At 64.8% G+C, this 17,230-nt stretch carries 11 protein-coding genes; 7 read left to right on the forward strand and 4 right to left on the reverse strand.

Annotated elements, in window-relative coordinates:
- The first annotated feature begins 255 nt into the window (after positions 1–255).
- From ACTJI5_RS00535 to ACTJI5_RS00565, 7 genes are all read left to right on the forward strand, one after another.
- Complete coding sequence (locus ACTJI5_RS00535; RefSeq protein ID WP_440859047.1) at positions 256–5,988, forward strand: peroxidase family protein; 5,733 nt, start codon at positions 256–258, stop codon at positions 5,986–5,988.
- Between the two features lie 66 nt (positions 5,989–6,054).
- Positions 6,055–7,809 carry a type I secretion system permease/ATPase gene (locus ACTJI5_RS00540; RefSeq protein ID WP_440859048.1) on the forward strand — a complete coding sequence of 585 codons (1,755 nt, stop codon included), beginning with the start codon at positions 6,055–6,057 and terminating at the stop codon, positions 7,807–7,809.
- Positions 7,806–9,167: an HlyD family type I secretion periplasmic adaptor subunit gene (locus tag ACTJI5_RS00545; protein ID WP_440859049.1), complete on the forward strand. Its 1,362-nt coding sequence runs from the start codon at positions 7,806–7,808 to the stop codon at positions 9,165–9,167. The genes ACTJI5_RS00540 and ACTJI5_RS00545 overlap by 4 nt, the downstream gene beginning before the upstream one ends.
- A 122-nt stretch (positions 9,168–9,289) precedes the next feature.
- Positions 9,290–9,934, forward strand: a complete 645-nt coding sequence (locus tag ACTJI5_RS00550) for a PepSY-associated TM helix domain-containing protein (protein WP_440859050.1) — start codon at positions 9,290–9,292, stop codon at positions 9,932–9,934.
- A 10-nt stretch (positions 9,935–9,944) separates the two neighbouring features.
- Positions 9,945–10,475 (forward strand): DUF2271 domain-containing protein, encoded by a 531-nt coding sequence (locus tag ACTJI5_RS00555; protein ID WP_440859051.1) that lies wholly within the window; start codon positions 9,945–9,947, stop codon positions 10,473–10,475.
- A 19-nt stretch (positions 10,476–10,494) separates the two neighbouring features.
- Positions 10,495–11,328 carry a DUF4198 domain-containing protein gene (locus ACTJI5_RS00560; RefSeq protein WP_440859052.1) on the forward strand — a complete coding sequence of 278 codons (834 nt, stop codon included), beginning with the start codon at positions 10,495–10,497 and terminating at the stop codon, positions 11,326–11,328.
- Positions 11,329–11,420: 92 nt separating this feature from the next.
- On the forward strand, positions 11,421–12,287 hold the full coding sequence (locus ACTJI5_RS00565) for an FAD:protein FMN transferase (protein ID WP_440859053.1): 867 nt from the start codon (positions 11,421–11,423) through the stop codon (positions 12,285–12,287).
- Here the strand turns inward: ACTJI5_RS00565 and ACTJI5_RS00570 are convergent.
- The 4 genes from ACTJI5_RS00570 to ACTJI5_RS00585 form a co-directional block, all read right to left on the reverse strand.
- Positions 12,284–12,967, reverse strand: a complete 684-nt coding sequence (locus tag ACTJI5_RS00570; RefSeq protein WP_058537995.1) for a Fe2+-dependent dioxygenase — start codon at positions 12,965–12,967, stop codon at positions 12,284–12,286. The genes ACTJI5_RS00565 and ACTJI5_RS00570 overlap by 4 nt on opposite strands.
- A gap of 60 nt (positions 12,968–13,027) precedes the next feature.
- Positions 13,028–15,418, reverse strand: a complete 2,391-nt coding sequence (locus ACTJI5_RS00575; protein ID WP_440859054.1) for a TonB-dependent receptor — start codon at positions 15,416–15,418, stop codon at positions 13,028–13,030.
- Between the two features lie 120 nt (positions 15,419–15,538).
- Positions 15,539–16,264, reverse strand: a complete 726-nt coding sequence (locus ACTJI5_RS00580) for an energy transducer TonB (protein ID WP_440859055.1) — start codon at positions 16,262–16,264, stop codon at positions 15,539–15,541.
- A gap of 46 nt (positions 16,265–16,310) precedes the next feature.
- Positions 16,311–17,180, reverse strand: coding sequence for an alpha/beta fold hydrolase (locus ACTJI5_RS00585; protein WP_440859056.1), 870 nt, complete (start codon positions 17,178–17,180; stop codon positions 16,311–16,313).
- Positions 17,181–17,230 lie beyond the last annotated feature (50 nt).

Consider the following 17,230-nt stretch of genomic DNA (forward strand, 5'->3'; position numbering starts at 1 on the left):
GCCTGCCAAGGGCCCCTTGGCCTGCGCCTTGCCCGATCGTCACCTATATAAAAAGTACTATATAGATTGTGACATCGTAATAGAGCGCGTGAATATAGAACGGCGGGAACGTAATAGGTCGCCAGTCCAACTCGACGGCGGCGCTCCTTAAGACTTAGCTTGCAACCACAAAATCCGCAGATCGACCGCGTATTGCGAGTCGAAGCCGAGCCGGTTGGTGGGCGGCGTGTGCGGGTTTACTGCAGGGAGGTAAGCATGGTTACGTACATCCGCAGCGATCTCGAATTCATTCTCGATCAGATCAAGATTGCCGAAGCGCATGCCGCTGGGCAGCCGCTTTACGGGCCGGGTGGGCTTATCCCCGCGTATAATCTTTCCTTCGGATTGCGTGCGGTCGACGGCAGCAACAACCATCTGCTCCCGGGCCAGGAACAATGGGGCGCGTCCAACGTGCAGTTCCCGTCATTGCTCGATCCGGTTTACCGGCCGGCGGACGGCACTATGTTCGATCCCGACGGGCCTGGCGGCGCGCCGCCGATGCCGACGGCGCCCAACTACAATCCGTCCAACAATCCGAACTCGCTCGTCTTCGACAGCAGCCTGCGGACAATCTCCAACCTGCTCGTCGATCAGACGCTGGGCAATCCCGCCGCGATCCTCGAGGGGCTGGACCGGGCGGGTAGTGCTGATCCGCTGACAGATCTGGCGGCGATTACGGCGATCTATCAGACCTTCAAACCGGCGTCGGACGCAGAATATCAGGCGCGCGTGGTCAAGGAGAACGCCCGGGTCGCAGCCAATGAGCTGGACGATGGCGACCCCCTTACGCCGCCGAGTGCGGCGGAACAGGCTGCGCTGGATGCGCTGGCCGCCGCGACCGCCGCGCATGACGTGACCGTCGCCGATCTGGAGGCCGCGCGCGTCGTTCGCGACGCCGCGCTTGTGCCCTATGGTCTCGCGATGGACGGCGACAACGTCCATCTTCCGAATGTTTCGCCCGACGTGGGCCTGTCGGCCTCGTTCAACTCGTGGTTCACCCTGTTCGGCCAATTCTTCGATCATGGTCTCGATCTGGTCAACAAGGGGGGCAGCGGCACCGTCTTCATTCCGCTCCAGCCCGACGATCCGCTTTATGTCCCGGGCAGCCCCACCAACTTCATGGTGCTGACGCGCGCCACGGTTTCGGCGGGCGCCGACAACATCATGGGAACCGCCGACGATGTGCGGCCGGTCAACACGACGACCTCCTATGTCGATCAGAACCAGACCTATGCTTCGCACGCGTCGCATCAGGTGTTCCTGCGCCAATATGAAGTGAACGCGGCGGGCCATCCGGTTGCGACCGGCAAGCTGATCGAGGGCGCCGGCGGCTCCCCCGGCGGCATGGCGACCTGGGCCGAGGTCAAGGAACAGGCGCTGATGCTCGGCATCCTGCTCACCGATCAGGACGTGGGCAAGGTGCCCCTGCTGCGCACCGACGCCTACGGCAATTTCATCCCCAACGCTGCGGGCTATGCGCAGGTGATCACGGGTATCGGCGGCGACGGGATTCCGAACACCGCCGACGACGTCGTGATTTCGGGTACGCCGTTGGCGCCGGTGGGTCTTGCCGCCGCGATTCGCACCAACAGCGCCTTCCTCGCCGATATCGCCCACACCGCGGTGCCGAACGGCATCGAAGACGGCGACATCACGATCGGCCTGCTGAACCCCGGCAACAACCCGGCGGTTTATGACGATGAACTGCTCGACGCCCACTTCATGGCGGGCGACGGCCGGGTGAACGAGAATATCGGCCTGACCGCGGTCCACCATGTCTTCCATGCCGAACATAACCGCCTGGTCGAGCACACCAAGGAGGTCGTCCTGGCAACCGGCGACCTTGCGTTCCTCAACGAATGGCTGGCGGATGACGTCGCGGCCCTCCCAACGACGCCGGGGCAGGTCGCTGCGCTGGTGTGGGACGGCGAACGCTTGTTCCAGGCCGCGAAATTCGGCACCGAGATGCAGTATCAGCATCTCGTGTTCGAGGAGTTCGCGCGCAAGATCCAGCCGCAGGTCGACTTCTTCATCGTGCCCGACGGGTTCGACACCACGATCAATCCCGACATCGTCGCCGAATTCGCGCACGTCGTCTATCGCTTCGGCCACTCGATGCTGACCGAAGATATATCCCGGTTCGGCCCGACCTTCACGCCCGACGACATCAGCCTGATCGATGGCTTCCTCAATCCCACGGCGTTCAACGGGGTTAACGGTGTCATCGCGGACGGGTTGGCAGCGGGCGACATCATCCGCGGCATGACTCGTCAGGTCGGCAACGAGATCGACGAATTCGTCACCAGCGCGCTGCGCAACAACCTGCTGGGCCTGCCGCTCGATCTGGCGACGATCAACCTTGCCCGCGGCCGCGACACCGGCGTCCCCTCGCTGAACGCCGCGCGCCGCGAATTCTATGAGGTGACGAACAACGACGCGCGGCTGAAACCCTATGAAAGCTGGGTCGACTTCGCCGGCAATCTCAAGAATGAGGCGTCGATCATCAACTTCGTCGCGGCTTATGGCACGCATTCGCTGATCACCGGCGAAACGACGGTAGAGGGCAAGCGCGCTGCGGCGATGGCGATCATCTTCGGTACCGATCAGACGGTGCTGGGCGATCCCGACGATCCGCTGGACGATCGCGTCATCCTGGCGGCCGATGCGCCCGATGCGTTCGACTTCCTCAACGGCGAAGGCGCCTGGACCAGCGGTCCGAACGGGGTCACGATCACCGGCCTCGACAATGTCGACCTGTGGATCGGCGGCCTTGCCGAAAAGATCCTGCCCTTTGGCGGCATGCTCGGCTCCACCTTCAACTTCGTCTTCGAAGTGCAGATGGAACAGCTGCAGAATGCCGACCGCTTCTATTATCTCCAGCGTCTCGACGGCCTGCACCTGTTCAGCGAGATGGAAGGCAACAGCTTCGCCGGGATGATCATGCGCAACACCAATGCGACGCATCTTCCCTCCGACGTCTTCTCGACGCCCGGACTGATCCTGGAGGTCGACCGGACGCGGCAGTTCAACGATCTCAATGGCGACGGTGTGCTGGAGAGCACCGACCCGACCGGCGGCGGCATCCTGACCCCGCTTGTCGTCCGCAATAACCCCGGAACCGTCGGTCCCGACACCAACTATCTGCGCTATACGGGCGATCAGCATGTGGTGCTGGGCGGCACCGAGGGCGCCGACATCATCATTGCCAGCGAAGGCGACGACACGATCTTCGGCGATGGCGGTAACGATACGCTCGAAGGCGGCGCCGGCAACGACATCATCAATGCCGGTGCGGGGGACGACGTCGTCCGCGACATCGGCGGTGACGACAATGTCAAGCTTGGCGACGGGCATGACGTGATCAACACCGGACCGGGCCTCGACCTGGTGCTCGGTGGGCGCGGGCAGGACTTCATCGTTCTCGGCAGCGACGCCGGGTCGGAAGTCTTCGCCGGTGAGGGCAATGACTTCATCCTTGGCAATATCACCGCCGAACGCATCCTCGGCAACGAGGGCGACGACTGGATCGAACATGGCACCTTCGACGGCGCGCCCGGCGACAATTTCGACGAAATTTTCGCGCAGGACGGGGTCGTGGGCCATGACGTGTTCTTCGGGCTTGGCGGCTTCGACGAGTTCATCGCCGAAGGCGGCGACGACATCATGGTCGGCAGCCCGGGTCGCGCCAAGATGGCCGGCATGTCGGGTTGGGACTGGGCGATTTATAAGGATAACAGCGCCGGCACCGATGCCGACCTGACGCGCGGGATCGTGTTCGACGAGAATCCGACGCCCCCGCCAAATGCGACGCAGGACGCCTATGAAAGCATCGAAGGGCTGTCGGGGTCGCGGTTCAACGATATTCTGTCGGGCTCCAACATCACCGCGGCAGAACGCGCGCCGTTCGATCCCGATCCAGCGATCAGCGGATCGGAAGGCTATACGGGAAGCAATCTCGACGCCGCGGGCATCGCCCGGATCGCCGGGCTGCAGGCCGTGGTCGGAGCGGGCGTCACGTCGTATAACGCCGGCGATATCATCCTCGGCGGCGACGGCAGCGACCTCATCCGCGGTAATGCCGGCGATGATATCATCGATGGCGATAAATGGCTGAACGTGCGGATCAGCGTTCGCCAGAATGTCGGTCCCGATGGCGGCACCGGTGCGGAAATCGCCACGGCCAACAGCATGAGCGAGCTGGTGACGCGGATGTTCAACCGGACATTCAATCCGGGACAGCTTGTGATCGTCCGCGAAATCCTGACCGACACGACCGCGGGCGACACGGACATCGCCGTGTTCTCCGACCTCAGGGCCAATTACGACATCACCTATAATGCCAATGGCACGATCAGCGTGGCGCATGCGCGCGGCACGCAGCTCGACGGCACCGACAATTTGCGCAACATCGAACGCATGCGGTTCTCCGACGTCGAGATCGCGGTCAACGCGCCGGCGACGGGCCAGCCCGTCATCAGCGACCTGACGCCGAGAGAAGGGCTGCAGCTGACCGTCAATAACGCGGCGATTGCCGATCCGAACGGGCTCGGTGCCTTCAGCTACCAATGGCAGCAGTCGATCGACGGCGTGACCTGGAACAATATTGCCGGGGCCACCGCTGCGACGTTCACGCCCGACGACAATGCCGGCCAGGTGTTCGGCGACCAGGCCGGGCTTCGGCTGCGCGTCGCGGTGAGCTTCACCGATGGCGGTGGCACGGCCGAACAGGTCATCTCCGCCGCGACCGGGCCGACCGGGGTCAACTGGGACGGCAATGGCGCCAACAACAGCCTGGTCGGTACGGCCGGCGACGACACCGGCGACGGTGGCGGCGGTAATGATGTACTGTCGGGCAACGACGGCAATGATACGCTGAACGGTGATGGCGGCAACGACACCGTCTCCGGCGGTCTTGGCAACGACGCGCTGACCGGCGGGGCAGGGAATGACACACTGACCGGCGGCGCGGGCAACGACAGCATCAACGGCAATGGCGACAACGACGTGGCGGTGTTCGCCGGACCGGTCGGAAACTATAGCGTCACGACCACCGGAACATCACTTGTCGTCACCGACAACACCGGCGCCGAGGGTGTCGATACGGTGAGCAATGTCGAAACGCTGCGGTTCAATGGCGTCAACTATGCGGTTGTCGCCGGCACCGCTGGCAACAACAACAACCTCAACGGCGCTGGCGGTGCCGCGGGCTCGCAGGCGGTGTTCGGATTTGCGGGCACCGATACGCTCAACGGTGGTGCCGGCAACGACATCGTCAATGGCGGCGACGGGACCGATACCATAACGCAGACCGGATCCACCGGTGGCAGGGATCTGGTCGATGGCGGCGCGGGCACGGATACATTCGTGCTCAACGGCGTGGCGGGAGCGGAAACCTTCCGTATCTATGCCCGAGCCGCAGCCGAAGCTGCGGGCATGACCGGACTGAATGCCAACACCGAAATCGTCGTCACGCGCAACGGCACCGGGAACGCGCAGATCGTGGCCGAACTCGACAATATCGAGGAGATCAACGTCAACGCCCTGAATGTGACGTCGCCCGGAGGCGTCCCGCCGGGCGGTACGGGAGGGAACGGTGGCGACACGATCCTCGTCATCGGCGATTTCAACCCGACCAGCCTCAACTTCAATACGATCACCGTCAACGGTGGCCGGGGCGCCGATACCGTCGATATATCCGGACTGACCTCCGCGCATCGGCTGGTATTCAATACCGGCGGCGGCGCCGATCAGTTTATCGGTGACGTCCGGGCCCAGGACGTCGTCAATTCCGGCAGTTCCGGAAATGGCCACGGCGGCGGTTCCGTCCATCAGCAGGACAACCCCTTGCAGATGATCCGGGCACTGATGGACGACTGGATGGAAGCGAACGGGCGCTCCAGCCTCCGCGATGTCCGGCACTATTTCGACACGGATTATCTCTTTTCATAACCAGCTTGGCGTCGGGACCTCCCCCCCTCCCGGCGCCATTTTTTTCCGATAATAAGGGAGGATTGCATGCGCCTGTTCTGGATGCCCGTTCCACCGGCATTGTCAGAAGCCGTCCGCGCCTGTCGGACTCACTTCATCCTTGCAGCAACATTCAGTGCGCTGATCAACATCCTCTATCTCGCACCGACCATCTACATGATGCAGGTCTATGACCGGGTTGTGCCGACCAATGGCGTATTGACGCTGGTCTTCATCACCGTCGTCGTCGGCGTTGCGATCGCCACGCTGTCGGCGCTCGATGCGATCCGGGTGCGGTTGATGGCCCGTGCGTCGCTGCGCCTCGACCGATTGCTCTCGGGCGAGATATTGGATCGGCTGCTCGCGCGGTTGCGCGCGCGGCCCGGCGACCCTTCGACCCATCAGGCGATGCGCGAATTCGACCTCTTGCGTCAATCGCTTGCGGGACCGGCGGCGACCGCCTTGTTCGACGTCCCGTGGACGCCGCTGTATCTCTTGGTGGCCTTTCTCATTCACCCGATTTTGGGAGTGCTGGTGCTCGGTGCCGGATGCGTTCTGGTCACGCTTGCGATCGCCAATGAAAGGCGCAGCAAGGCAAAGGCCGAAGAGGCGCATCACGCCAATGCGGCGGCCTATGAATCGCACGAAGCGATGCTGCGCAGGGCCGAGATCGTACGCGCGCTCGGGATGCGGCGCGCGCTGGTCTCGCGCCATATCCAGCAGCGCAGCGTCGGCCTGAATGCCGTCGCCGATCTCCAGTTTTCGGGCAGCCGCTACAATTCGCTCGTCAAATTCGTGCGGATGTTCATGCAATCCTTCGCGCTGGGCGTTGGCGCATGGCTCGCCATCAACGGGCAGATTTCGGTCGGCGCAATCATCGCCGCCTCGGTGCTGCTTAGCCGCGCGCTGCAGCCGATCGAGCAGCTTGTCGGCCTCTGGACGAACATCGTCCAGTCGCGCCAGGCGATTCAGACGCTCGACAGGCTGTTCGATCAAGCAACCGGTCCGGTGGTACGCACCACCTTGCCCGATCCAGAGGGGCAGGTGGAGCTTCAGGGCGTTGTCGTCCGTAATGCCGACGGCAGTGCGATCCTGCTCAAGAATATTTTCCTGAAACTCGCCCCCGGCGAGGTGCTGGGTATTGTCGGCCCGTCCGGGGCGGGCAAGACGACCCTCGCGCGTGTCGTCGCCGGCGCGCTGCCGCCCGACCTCGGCGAAATCAGGATCGATGGCGCCAGTATGGCCGATTGGGATCCCGAAGAGCTTGCGCAACATATCGGTTATCTTCCGCAGGATTGCGGCCTTCTCCCCGGAACGATCAGCGAGAACGTCTCGCGCTTCGGTGCCGCGCGCGGTATTCCGCAGGCGGAGGTTGACGAGGAGGTCGTAAGGGCTGCGCGCATGGCCGGCGTCCACGAGATGATCCTGCATCTGCCAGGCGGTTACGACACCTGTATCGAAGGCAACGGCCACAGGCTGTCGGCGGGACAGGCGCAACGCGTCGCGCTGGCGCGCGCGCTCTATGGCAGCCCGCGCATCCTCGTTCTCGACGAGCCGAACTCGGCGCTCGACAGCGATGGCGAGGAAGCGTTGTCGCGGGCGATCGGCGCGGCAAAGCTGCACGGCGCGGCGATCATGATCGTTGCCCATCGCGCGGCCGTTCTGGCCAGCGCCGACCGGCTGGCGATCCTCGCCGACGGTGCGGTCGTGGGAGTGGGGCCACGCGACGAAATCCTCCAGGCGCTGCAGAATTCCGCGGCAAAGCAGAATGTTGTTCCAATCCATGAAGGAGCGCGGCCATGACCGACATGACCTGGAAGCCGCCGACGGGTGGCGATCGCCCCTCGGGGCATGATTCCGCCGATCGCCCGCATCGCGAACTGCGCATCGGCGGCCTGATCGTGGCCTTCTTCTTTGTCGGCATGCTCGGCTGGGCGTCGCTGACCCCGCTCGATGCGGGCGCCTATGCGCCCGGCGTGATCGCGGTGTCGGGCAGTCGTCAGGCGGTTCAGCACCGTGAAGGCGGCATCGTTACCGAGCTTCATGTCGTCGAGGGACAAACAGTCAAAAAGGGCGAGCCGCTCCTCACGATCTCGGCGTCGGAGCTGGTTGCAGCCGAACGCGGACTGACCGGCGAAGTGATCGCCCTGCTGGCACAGCGCGCGCGTCTGGTCGCCGAACTCGGCGGCCTGCGAGGCGTCGCCGAACCGGCGGAATTTGCCTCGCTGGCGCCCGAAAACCGGGAGTTGGCCGCCGAAGCCTTGCGCGGCCAGCGCCAGCTGTTCGAAGCGCGGCGCAATTCGGTGCACACGCAGCGCAACGTGTTGCGCCAGCGGATGCGCCAGCATTCGGAACAGATCAACGGATACAGCTATCAGATGAATTCCAACAAGGTGCAGCAACAGCTGATCGGCGAAGAGCTGGACGGGCTGCGCACCCTGCTTCCGAAAGGCTTTGTATCGATCAACCGGGTCCGCGGCATGGAACGATCGGCGGCTGAACTCGACGGCTCCTACGGCGCGTATCGCGCCGACATCGCCCGCTCCTCCGAAGCGATCGGCGAGGCGCAGATGCAGATGGTCGGCATCGACAAGCAGATGCTCGAAGAGGTGGCGACACAGAAGCAGGCGGGGCAGGTTCGCCTCGACGAACTTCAGCCCAAGCTGATCGCGGTGCGCGAACAGCTGGCCCGGTCGACGGTGCGTGCTCCTGCCAGCGGCCGGGTCGTGGGGCTCAAGGTCTTCACCGTCGGCGGCGTCGTTTCGGCGGGTGACACATTGATGGAGATCGTTCCGCAAGACCGCGCCCTCGTCATCGATGGCAAGGCTTCGCCGACCGATGCCGACGATCTTGCGCCGGGGATGGAGACGCAGATCCGCTTAACCGCGTTGCAGGAACGCAATCTGCCGATCCTCGTCGGTCAAATTTCCAAGATTTCGGCCGACAGCTTCGAGGACGAGCGTTCGGGCATGCGCTATTTCAAGATCGAGCTGGTCGTGCCGCCCAGCGAGCTCGCGAAACTCCGGCGGGTTCGCGAGGATGGCGGGCTTCGTGCCGGCCTGCCCGTCGACATCATGATCCCGCTGCGCAAGCGGACGGCGCTCTCCTATCTCATCGAACCGCTCACCCAGACGCTTTGGATGGCCGGGCGCGAGAATTAGGCGCCGGCCCATCGGCCGGAAATCGGCGGCATAATTCTTCATCCGGCCGACGATCTGGAATCATATTGTAATTGCGAATCGTTCTCGATAATGGCCATGCATCCTTTTGCTGGAACTTCCGGATGCATGCACCGACAACCCCGCGACCGGCGACGAAGAAAAGCCGGAAAGCCTTTTGGCTGAAACAGCTGCACATGTGGCACTGGATGAGCTCGGCCGTCAGCCTGATCGGCCTGCTGCTGTTCGCGATCACCGGGTTCACGCTTAATCACGCCGCCGATATCGAAGGATCGCCGGTCGTCATCCAGAAATCGGCGCAGATGCCGCCGGCCCTGCTTGCGCGCCTGAAGGCGGCGGTCCCCGACGCCGAAAAGGCGCCGCTGCCCCCCGCCGTCGCCGAATGGGTCGAGCAGAGTTTTCCGGTAAAAGCAGCGAGCGAGGCCGAATGGTCAGAGGGCGAAGTCTATCTCCCCGCACCGCGTCCGGGCGGCGACGCGTGGGTCGCGATCGATCTCGCGACCGGCGCGGCGTCGAGCGAGGTCACCAGCCGCGGCTGGATCTCCTATCTCAACGACCTCCACAAAGGCCGCAATTCGGGCGGCGAGTGGAGCCTGTTCATCGACATCTTCGCTTTCGCCTGCCTCGTCTTCGCAATCACCGGCCTGGTTCTTCTCTGGCTGCATTCGGCGAAGCGCAAGAGCACCTGGCCGCTCGTCGGCATGGGACTCGCGATCCCGGCCGCCATCGCCTTCATCTTCATTCATTAGGGAGACCCATATGCAGCTTTCCACCCCTGCACGCATCCTCGGCGGGACGATCGGCCTCGGCGCTGTGCTCGGCGCGCCCGCCTTCGCCGCCGATCCGGGCACGATGGACGTGACGATCAACATTCCGCGGCTGAAGGTCGCCGAATATCACAAGCCCTATGTCGCGATCTGGGTCGAGAAAGCCGGCGCGTCGGCGAAGACCGTCGCGGTCTGGTACGATTATGACATGAAGGCGAACGAGGGCACCAAATGGCTGCGCGACGTGCGCCAGTGGTGGCGCGCCGCGGGCCGCTCGATGACCTTCCCCGCGAACGGCATCACCGGCGCGACGCGTGCCCCCGGCGCGCATAAAATCTCCTTCTCGCGCGCGCAGCTCGGTGCCGCCGCACCCGGCCAGTACACGCTGGTGATCGAGGCGGCGCGCGAGGTTGGCGGCCGCGAACTTCTGCGCATCCCCTTCACCTGGCCCGCAAAGGCCGGGGCGGGCGGGCGCGCCGCCGGAACGACTGAACTGGGGGCCGTCTCGGTCGCCTTCCGCTAACGCTTGAAAGGACAGGGATATGAAGAAGCGAATTTGGGGTTTCGCCGCGACCGCCGCGCTGGCGGCACTGGCCGCCGTTCCGGCTTCCGCGCACCGCCAGTGGATGCTGCCGTCGTCGACCGTGCTGTCGGGCGACGACCTATGGGTCACCGTTGACGCCGCGGTGTCGAACGATCTCTTCTATTTCGAGCATCAGCCGATGCGCCTCGACGCGCTGAAGGCGTGGGCGCCCGACGGCAGCGAAGCGGCGATCGAGAATAAGGCGACCGGCCGCTATCGCAGCACCTTCGACGTCCACCTGACGCAAAAGGGCACCTGGCGCATCGCCTCGGTCGCCGATGGCGTGATGGGCAGCTATGACCTGAACGGCAAGACCGAGCGCCTGCCGCGCGGCACCACCACGACGAACCTCGCCGAGCGCATCCCCGCGGGTGCGACCAATGTGAAGACCGCCGAATCGAACAACCGCAACGAGATTTTCGTTACGGTTGGCGAACCGACGACGACCTTGTTCAAGCCGACTGGCAAGGGGATCGAGCTGGTTCCCGTGACGCACCCCAACGACCTGATCGCGGGCGAGGCGGCGACCTTCCAGTTCCTGCTCGACGGCAAGCCCGCCGCGGGTCTGCCCGTCACGGTGATCCCCGGCGGCATCCGCTATCGCGACCAGCTTGGCCAGATGGACCTCAAGACCGGCGCCGACGGCAAGGTTGCGGTCAACTGGACCGAGCCCGGCCTGTACTGGCTGAACGTCACGACGCCGCAGGCCGAGCGTGCCGAAGGCGCACCCGAACCCGCCACCCCGCAGCGCCGCGCGAGCTATGTCACGACGCTGGAAGTGCTCGCGCCCTGACCGACCGCATCCTCATCCCCCGCGCCCTGACGCCCGCGGCTTTCGCCGGGCGCGGGGCGGGGGCGGCCATCGAACGCTTCGCTGGTGAAACGATGGGGACAGGCTGGTCGCTGCAAGCGGTCTCGCCGCCCGCCGCGACGCAGCACGGCGTTCAGGCCGCACTCGACCTCGTCGTCGAACAGATGAGCCAGTGGGAGCCCGAATCCGACCTCTCGCGCTTCAACCGCGCGATGTCCGGGACATGGCGCGAAATTCCAGCCGAATTCGCCCATGTCGTGGAGGTCGCGCTCGACATCGCGCGCGCCAGCGGCGGCGCCTTCGACCCCGGTCTCGGCCGCATCACCGACGCCTGGGGTTTCGGCAGTGCCCGGCGTACCGGGCGGATGCCGCAGGCGGTCCAGTCCGACACGGACCGCACGATCGATTTCGACCCGGGGGCGCGGCGCATCCGACGCGGCGAGGCGGCGGCGCTTGACCTGTCGGGTATCGCCAAGGGCTATGGCGTCGACCTCGCCGCCGCATGGCTGCTCGACATCGGCGTCCGTCATTTCTTGCTTGAAGTCGGCGGCGAGCTACGCGGCGAGGGGATCCGCCCCGACGGTCAGCCCTGGTGGGTCGATGTCGAGATGCCGCCCACCTCGTCCATTCCACCATGGCGCATTGCGCTGCACGACCTGTCGGTGGCGACCTCGGGCAATTATCGCCGCGGCTTCAGCGCGGGCGGCCAGCATTATTCGCACAGCTTCGATCCGGCGACCGGGCGCCCGATCGTCAACGGCATATCGTCGGTCACCGTGCTCCATCGCGACTGCATCAGCGCCGACGGCTGGGCGACCGCACTGACGGTTCTGGGCTCCGAGGCCGCGGTCGCGCTCGCCGATGAGCAGGACCTCGCGGTATGCGTCGTTGCGGGCGACCGCGAACATCTGTCGCGCGCCTGGCGCGCTATGCTGGATTAGCTGTCGGCCCAGCGTCGCAGAAGATTGTGATATACGCCGGTCAGGCGGACGACCGTCGCGTCGCCCTGGCCCAGTGCCGCCGCGGCACCCTGCACCCCCATATCGAGATCGAACAACAGGTTGCGCTGCCCCTGATCGCGCACCATCGACTGAATCCACATGAAGCTCGCGACGCGCGCGCCTGCGGTCACCGGCTCGACGCGGTGGACGGTGGTCGAGGGGTAGAGGACCAGATGCCCGGCGGGCAATTTGATCCCCGGTTCTTGCGCAAAGCCTTCGACGACCAGCCCGCCGCCCTCATAGCTGTCGGGATCGGCAAGGAAGAGCGTCGCCGACAGGTCGCTGCGCATCCGGAAATCGCTGCCGCGACGGATGCGGATCGCATTGTCGATATGATCGCCAAAATTCTCGCCGCCGGCATAGCGGTTGAAATAGGGCGGATAGATTTTGAGCGGCAACGCAGCGGCGATGAACAGCGGGCTGCGGCCCAGCGCGTCGAGCACGAGGCGCCCCGCTTCGCCGGCCGCCTCACCGAATTCGGGGAGCTGCTGGTTGCGTTTGGCGAGCGCAGCCTGCGGACCCGATGTCTCGTTGCCGTCGACCCAGTCGGCGGCGTCGAGAATCGATCGGAGCTTTGCGACGCCGTCGGCATCGAGCACGTCGGGAATGATGCGGATCATGGCGCCGCTTCTAGAGCGAAAGGGGCGGGAACGGCAATCGCCGTGCCCGCCCCACCGGGATCAGAAGTTGTAGAAGAGGCTGAACACCGCCGAGCGCGATTCGCCGGGGACCGCCCAACCGCCCGTCACGGCGCCCGTCGTCGCGTTCACATTGTTGCGGACGCCGGTGTAATAATCCTCATTCGTGAAGTTCTGGACGTTGACCTGCGCCACCAGGCCGTTCTTGAAGTCGTACGACACGAACGCGCGGTGGATCAGATAATCGTCGACCGACAGCGGCGCGCGCTGCGCCAGGTTGCGCTGGTGCGTCGTGAACTTGCCCTGATAGGTCAGGCCGTAACCGACCTGCAGCCCGAACGGAAAGACATAGGTGGTGAACAGGCTGCCCGAATGCTTGGGCGTCTGGAACAGCCGATCGCCGCGCTGCGGATCGGGAATGGCGGCGCTATTGCCGCAACCGGTGCTTCCCGGGTTGGCAAGGCAGAAATCCGAAACGCTCTGCTTCACCTTGCCGTCGAGGTAGGTGTAGTTCGCAAAGATCGCCCATTCCGGCGTGACATTGCCGCTCGCGCCGAGCGCGAAACCGTCGACGCGCGAGCGGCCATCGAGGATCTGCAGCGAAGCGGGTTGCGCCGGGTCGTTCGAAGGCACGCGATAATTGGTGCGCTCGTTGCGGAACACCGCGGCGGTCAGCAGCAGCTTCTTGTCCATCAGTTCGGCCTTGGCGCCGAATTCGATGTTCCGCGCCTTTTCGGGTGCCGTCGCACAGGGATCGGCCGCCGTCGGGCTTGCCGGCAGGCCGCAGCCCGCGCGGACGCTGGCCGAAGTCGGCGTCTTGGCGTTGCCATAGGCGGCATAGAGGCTGACATTCTCGATCGGGTGGAACACCGCGCCGGCGCGGTACGAGAAGAGATTCTCGTCGCTGATCTGGTTGGGGCCGCGCGTGTAGACCGCGCCGGTCGCCGGCGTCGTCACCGTGTCGGCGTGGAAGATGTTGCGCGCATTTTCATAGCGGACACCCGCGTTGATCTCGAACATCGGCGAGATTTCGAGCGTGTCGAACGCATAGATCGCCCAGTTGCGCGTGTCGCCATAGCTGTTGCCCGTGCGGACATAATTGACCGGGCCGGTCCAGACAGTGTTCGGGTTCGACAGGCTGATCGGCGGCAATACCGGGTTCGGCAGCGCGCCGCCCGGATTGCGCAGCAGCTGTGCATTCTCGATCGAATAATCTTCCTGGCTGTAAGACGCGCCGATCACCAGCGTATTGAACAGGCCGCCCTTCGCGCCGCTGACGACGGTGAGGTCGGTCTGGTTGTGCAACAGATCGTTGACCTGATCGCGCACGAGGCCGCGCGGTCCCGAAGGATAATAGGTGCCCGGCGTATTCTGGCCGGCGGGGCAGGGGATGCCGACCGTGGCGGCCGCGTTCGCGCCGATCGGCTGGAGGCCGTTCGCAAGACAGAAGACGCCCTGCGGCGCGCTCGTCTGGCTGTACTGGTGGACGCGCTGCCAGCGGGTCAGGTTGCGGATCGAAACATTGTCGCTGAACGCGTGGCGGAAGGTCGCGGTCAGGCGATCGACCTTGGTCTTCTGCTTGTCGAGGTTGACGATCCCGAAATAGTCGCTGTCATCGACACCGGGCAGCGGACCGTTGTTGACGGCGCCGAGAATGAACGGAACGCCATAGATCGGCGTATTGTCGTCGTCCTGATGGATATAGGCGAGCGTCAGGCTGGTATCGCTGTCGACCCCGATCGTGATCGACGGCGCGACGCCCCAGCGCTTGTAGGATTCGACGTCGCGGCCCGGTACGTCATTCTCGTGATACATGGCGTTCAGGCGGACGGCGATCAGGTCGTTGACGCGCCAGTTGCTGTCGACGGCCGCGCGATAATAATTGTCGGTGCCGACCGCCGCCTGCACCGTCGTGGCGCTCCGCGCAAAGGGGATCTTGCTGACGAGGTTGATCGTGCCGCCGACGCTGCCCGATCCGTTAAAGACCGAGTTCGCGCCGTTATAGACTTCGATCTGCTGCAGGTTGAAGGGGTCGGTGCGGCTGTACTGCGCGCTGTCGCGCACACCGTCGACCGTCAGGTCGTTGTTCGCCGAATAGCCGCGCAGGTTGATCGAGTCGCCATAACCGCCGCCGCCTTCGCCCGCCCCGAATGTGATGCCGGGGATCGTGGCCAAGGCGTCGCGCAGCGTCAGCAGGTTCTGCTGGCGGATCTGCTCTTGCGACACGACCGTGATCGTCTGCGGCGTGTCGACAAGCGGCGCGGTCGACTTCGGCGATTCCACCTCATTGGCGAGTGAGCCGTTGACGATGATCTCGCTGCGGCCACCGGGCGCATCCTGCGCGTCCGCGGCGTCGGCGGCGAAAGCCGGTGCGCTGATCAGGCTGCCGACGCAGGAGAGCGCGAGGAATGAGGCAGATGTCGATGGCTTCACGGTAAACCCCTATTTTGTGATTGGTTGGGGGCGCCGCTATTGAGAGTCGATTGCAAAGTCAACTCTAATGCGAATCATTCGCGACATCGTCGCAATCGATACCAGTTGAGAGAAGGACGCCTAGTGTCGGCGTTCGAGCCACCAGCTCTGCCGCCAGCCATATTGGCTCGCGACGGGTTCGCCGGCGGCGTTGGTCGCGGGCTTGAAGCGGAAACGTTCCTCGATCAGCTCGCACGTCGTCCGGTCGAGCGAGGTATCGCCGCTGGGCCGTGTCACGCGGCATCCGCGGACGCGGCCGCTGGCTTCGATGGTGAAGCGCACTTCGACCTCGCCGCCCGCTTTCGCGCGGCTGGCTTCGCGCGGATAGTCGCGGTCGCGGATCGTACCGCTGCGCCAGACGGCCTTGGTCCCGCCGCCGGTTCCGGTGCCCGCACCGCCCGCGCCGGCGCCGTCGCCGCGCCCGCCTGCGCCCGATCCGGCGCCGGGATTCGGCGTCGCCCCCGCCGACGCGTCGTTCCCGGCGCCCGGGCGCGGCGCAGCGGCAATCGGCGGCGCGATGGGGGGCAGCTTGGGCGGCGGTGCAGCGACCGCGGCGGCTTTGGCATGTTTGTTTGCAGCCGACGCCTTGCCGCTGGTCTTCTCGCTCGGCGCCTTTGCCGGCTGGGCCTCCTCGCGTGGTGGTGGGGGCGCGGGGAGGGCGATCGCCGCGATCGCGTCGCTGGCCTTGCGGACGACATCGAGATCGAGGCCGCTCGCGAGGCCGAGCCCGACCGCACCGACGGCGAGCAACGCGCCGCCGCCCGATACGAGCTTCTGCTGCCTCGAAACCTGCCCCGTATAGGCCATCGCGCCGCCTCTCATCGCGCATCGCCGCGCGCAACCGGCGACCCGTTTAGAGGAATTCGTCTAGCGTGGATATGAACCGGTCGAACTGGTCGTGGTGCAGCCAGTGGCCCGCATTTTCGAACTCGATCACCTTGGCGGTGTTGAAATGGACGAGGCGCCCGTCCTTTTCGGGATTCGAAGCCCAGCTGTTCGCGCCATAGAGCAAAAGGGTGGGGCAGGTGATCGCGCCCCACAGCGCGGCGATGTCGTCCTGCGGCATGTCGAAGGCGGGCCAGACATTGAGGTAATTGTCGAACTTCCAGCTCCAGGTGCCGTCCTCGTTGCGGCTGATGCCGTGGATGGTCAGGTGGCGCGCCTGCACCTCGGTCAGATAGCTGTTCTCGCCCATCATGCGCGCGAGCGCGTCTTCGAGCGTCGCATAGCGGCGCGGGGTGCGCCCGGCGGCCTGGCGCTTGTCGTCGATCCATTTGCGGAAGCGTTCGGCATAACCCGTCTTCGCGCGCTCGGCGATCACCTTCGGAGAGGGGCCGAGCCCCTCGATCGCGACGAGCTTGCGGACATTCTCGGGGTAAAGGCCCGTATAGCGCAGCGCGATATTGCCCCCCATCGAATGCGCGACGATCGAGAGTGGACCAAGGTCGAGCTGGTGGACCAACTGCGCGAGGTCATAGACAAAAGTGTCCATCGCGTAATTGCCGTCGGGCGACCATGCGCTGTCACCATGACCACGCAGATCGGGGGCAATGATATGATAGCGATCGCGCAATTTCTCGGCGACCCAGTCCCAATTGCGGCAATGGTCGCGTCCGCCGTGGACGAGCAGCAGCGGCGGGGCGCCGCGATTGCCCCAGTCGACATAATGCAGCTTCAGCCGCTGCGAGATGAAGCTGTTCGAGGTCGGGCCGGCACTTGCCATCGGATCATCCTTGCTGTCTGTTCCAGTTTCAAAAGGCGACTGGTTTCGAT

Source organism: Sphingopyxis sp. 22461 (genome assembly GCF_052044915.1).
Taxonomy (GTDB): domain Bacteria; phylum Pseudomonadota; class Alphaproteobacteria; order Sphingomonadales; family Sphingomonadaceae; genus Sphingopyxis.

Bases quoted from the DNA above. Each gene is read 5' to 3' on its own strand.
- ACTJI5_RS00535 (WP_440859047.1), top strand. From the start codon at position 256: ATGGTTACGTACATCCGCAGCGATCTCGAATTCATTCTCGATCAGATC.
- ACTJI5_RS00540 (WP_440859048.1), top strand. From the start codon at position 6,055: ATGCGCCTGTTCTGGATGCCCGTTCCACCGGCATTGTCAGAAGCCGTC.
- ACTJI5_RS00545 (WP_440859049.1), top strand. From the start codon at position 7,806: ATGACCGACATGACCTGGAAGCCGCCGACGGGTGGCGATCGCCCCTCG.
- ACTJI5_RS00550 (WP_440859050.1), top strand. From the start codon at position 9,290: ATGCATGCACCGACAACCCCGCGACCGGCGACGAAGAAAAGCCGGAAA.
- ACTJI5_RS00555 (WP_440859051.1), top strand. From the start codon at position 9,945: ATGCAGCTTTCCACCCCTGCACGCATCCTCGGCGGGACGATCGGCCTC.
- ACTJI5_RS00560 (WP_440859052.1), top strand. From the start codon at position 10,495: ATGAAGAAGCGAATTTGGGGTTTCGCCGCGACCGCCGCGCTGGCGGCA.
- ACTJI5_RS00565 (WP_440859053.1), top strand. From the start codon at position 11,421: ATGGGGACAGGCTGGTCGCTGCAAGCGGTCTCGCCGCCCGCCGCGACG.
- ACTJI5_RS00570 (WP_058537995.1), bottom strand. From the start codon at position 12,967: ATGATCCGCATCATTCCCGACGTGCTCGATGCCGACGGCGTCGCAAAG.
- ACTJI5_RS00580 (WP_440859055.1), bottom strand. From the start codon at position 16,264: ATGGCCTATACGGGGCAGGTTTCGAGGCAGCAGAAGCTCGTATCGGGC.
- ACTJI5_RS00585 (WP_440859056.1), bottom strand. From the start codon at position 17,180: ATGGCAAGTGCCGGCCCGACCTCGAACAGCTTCATCTCGCAGCGGCTG.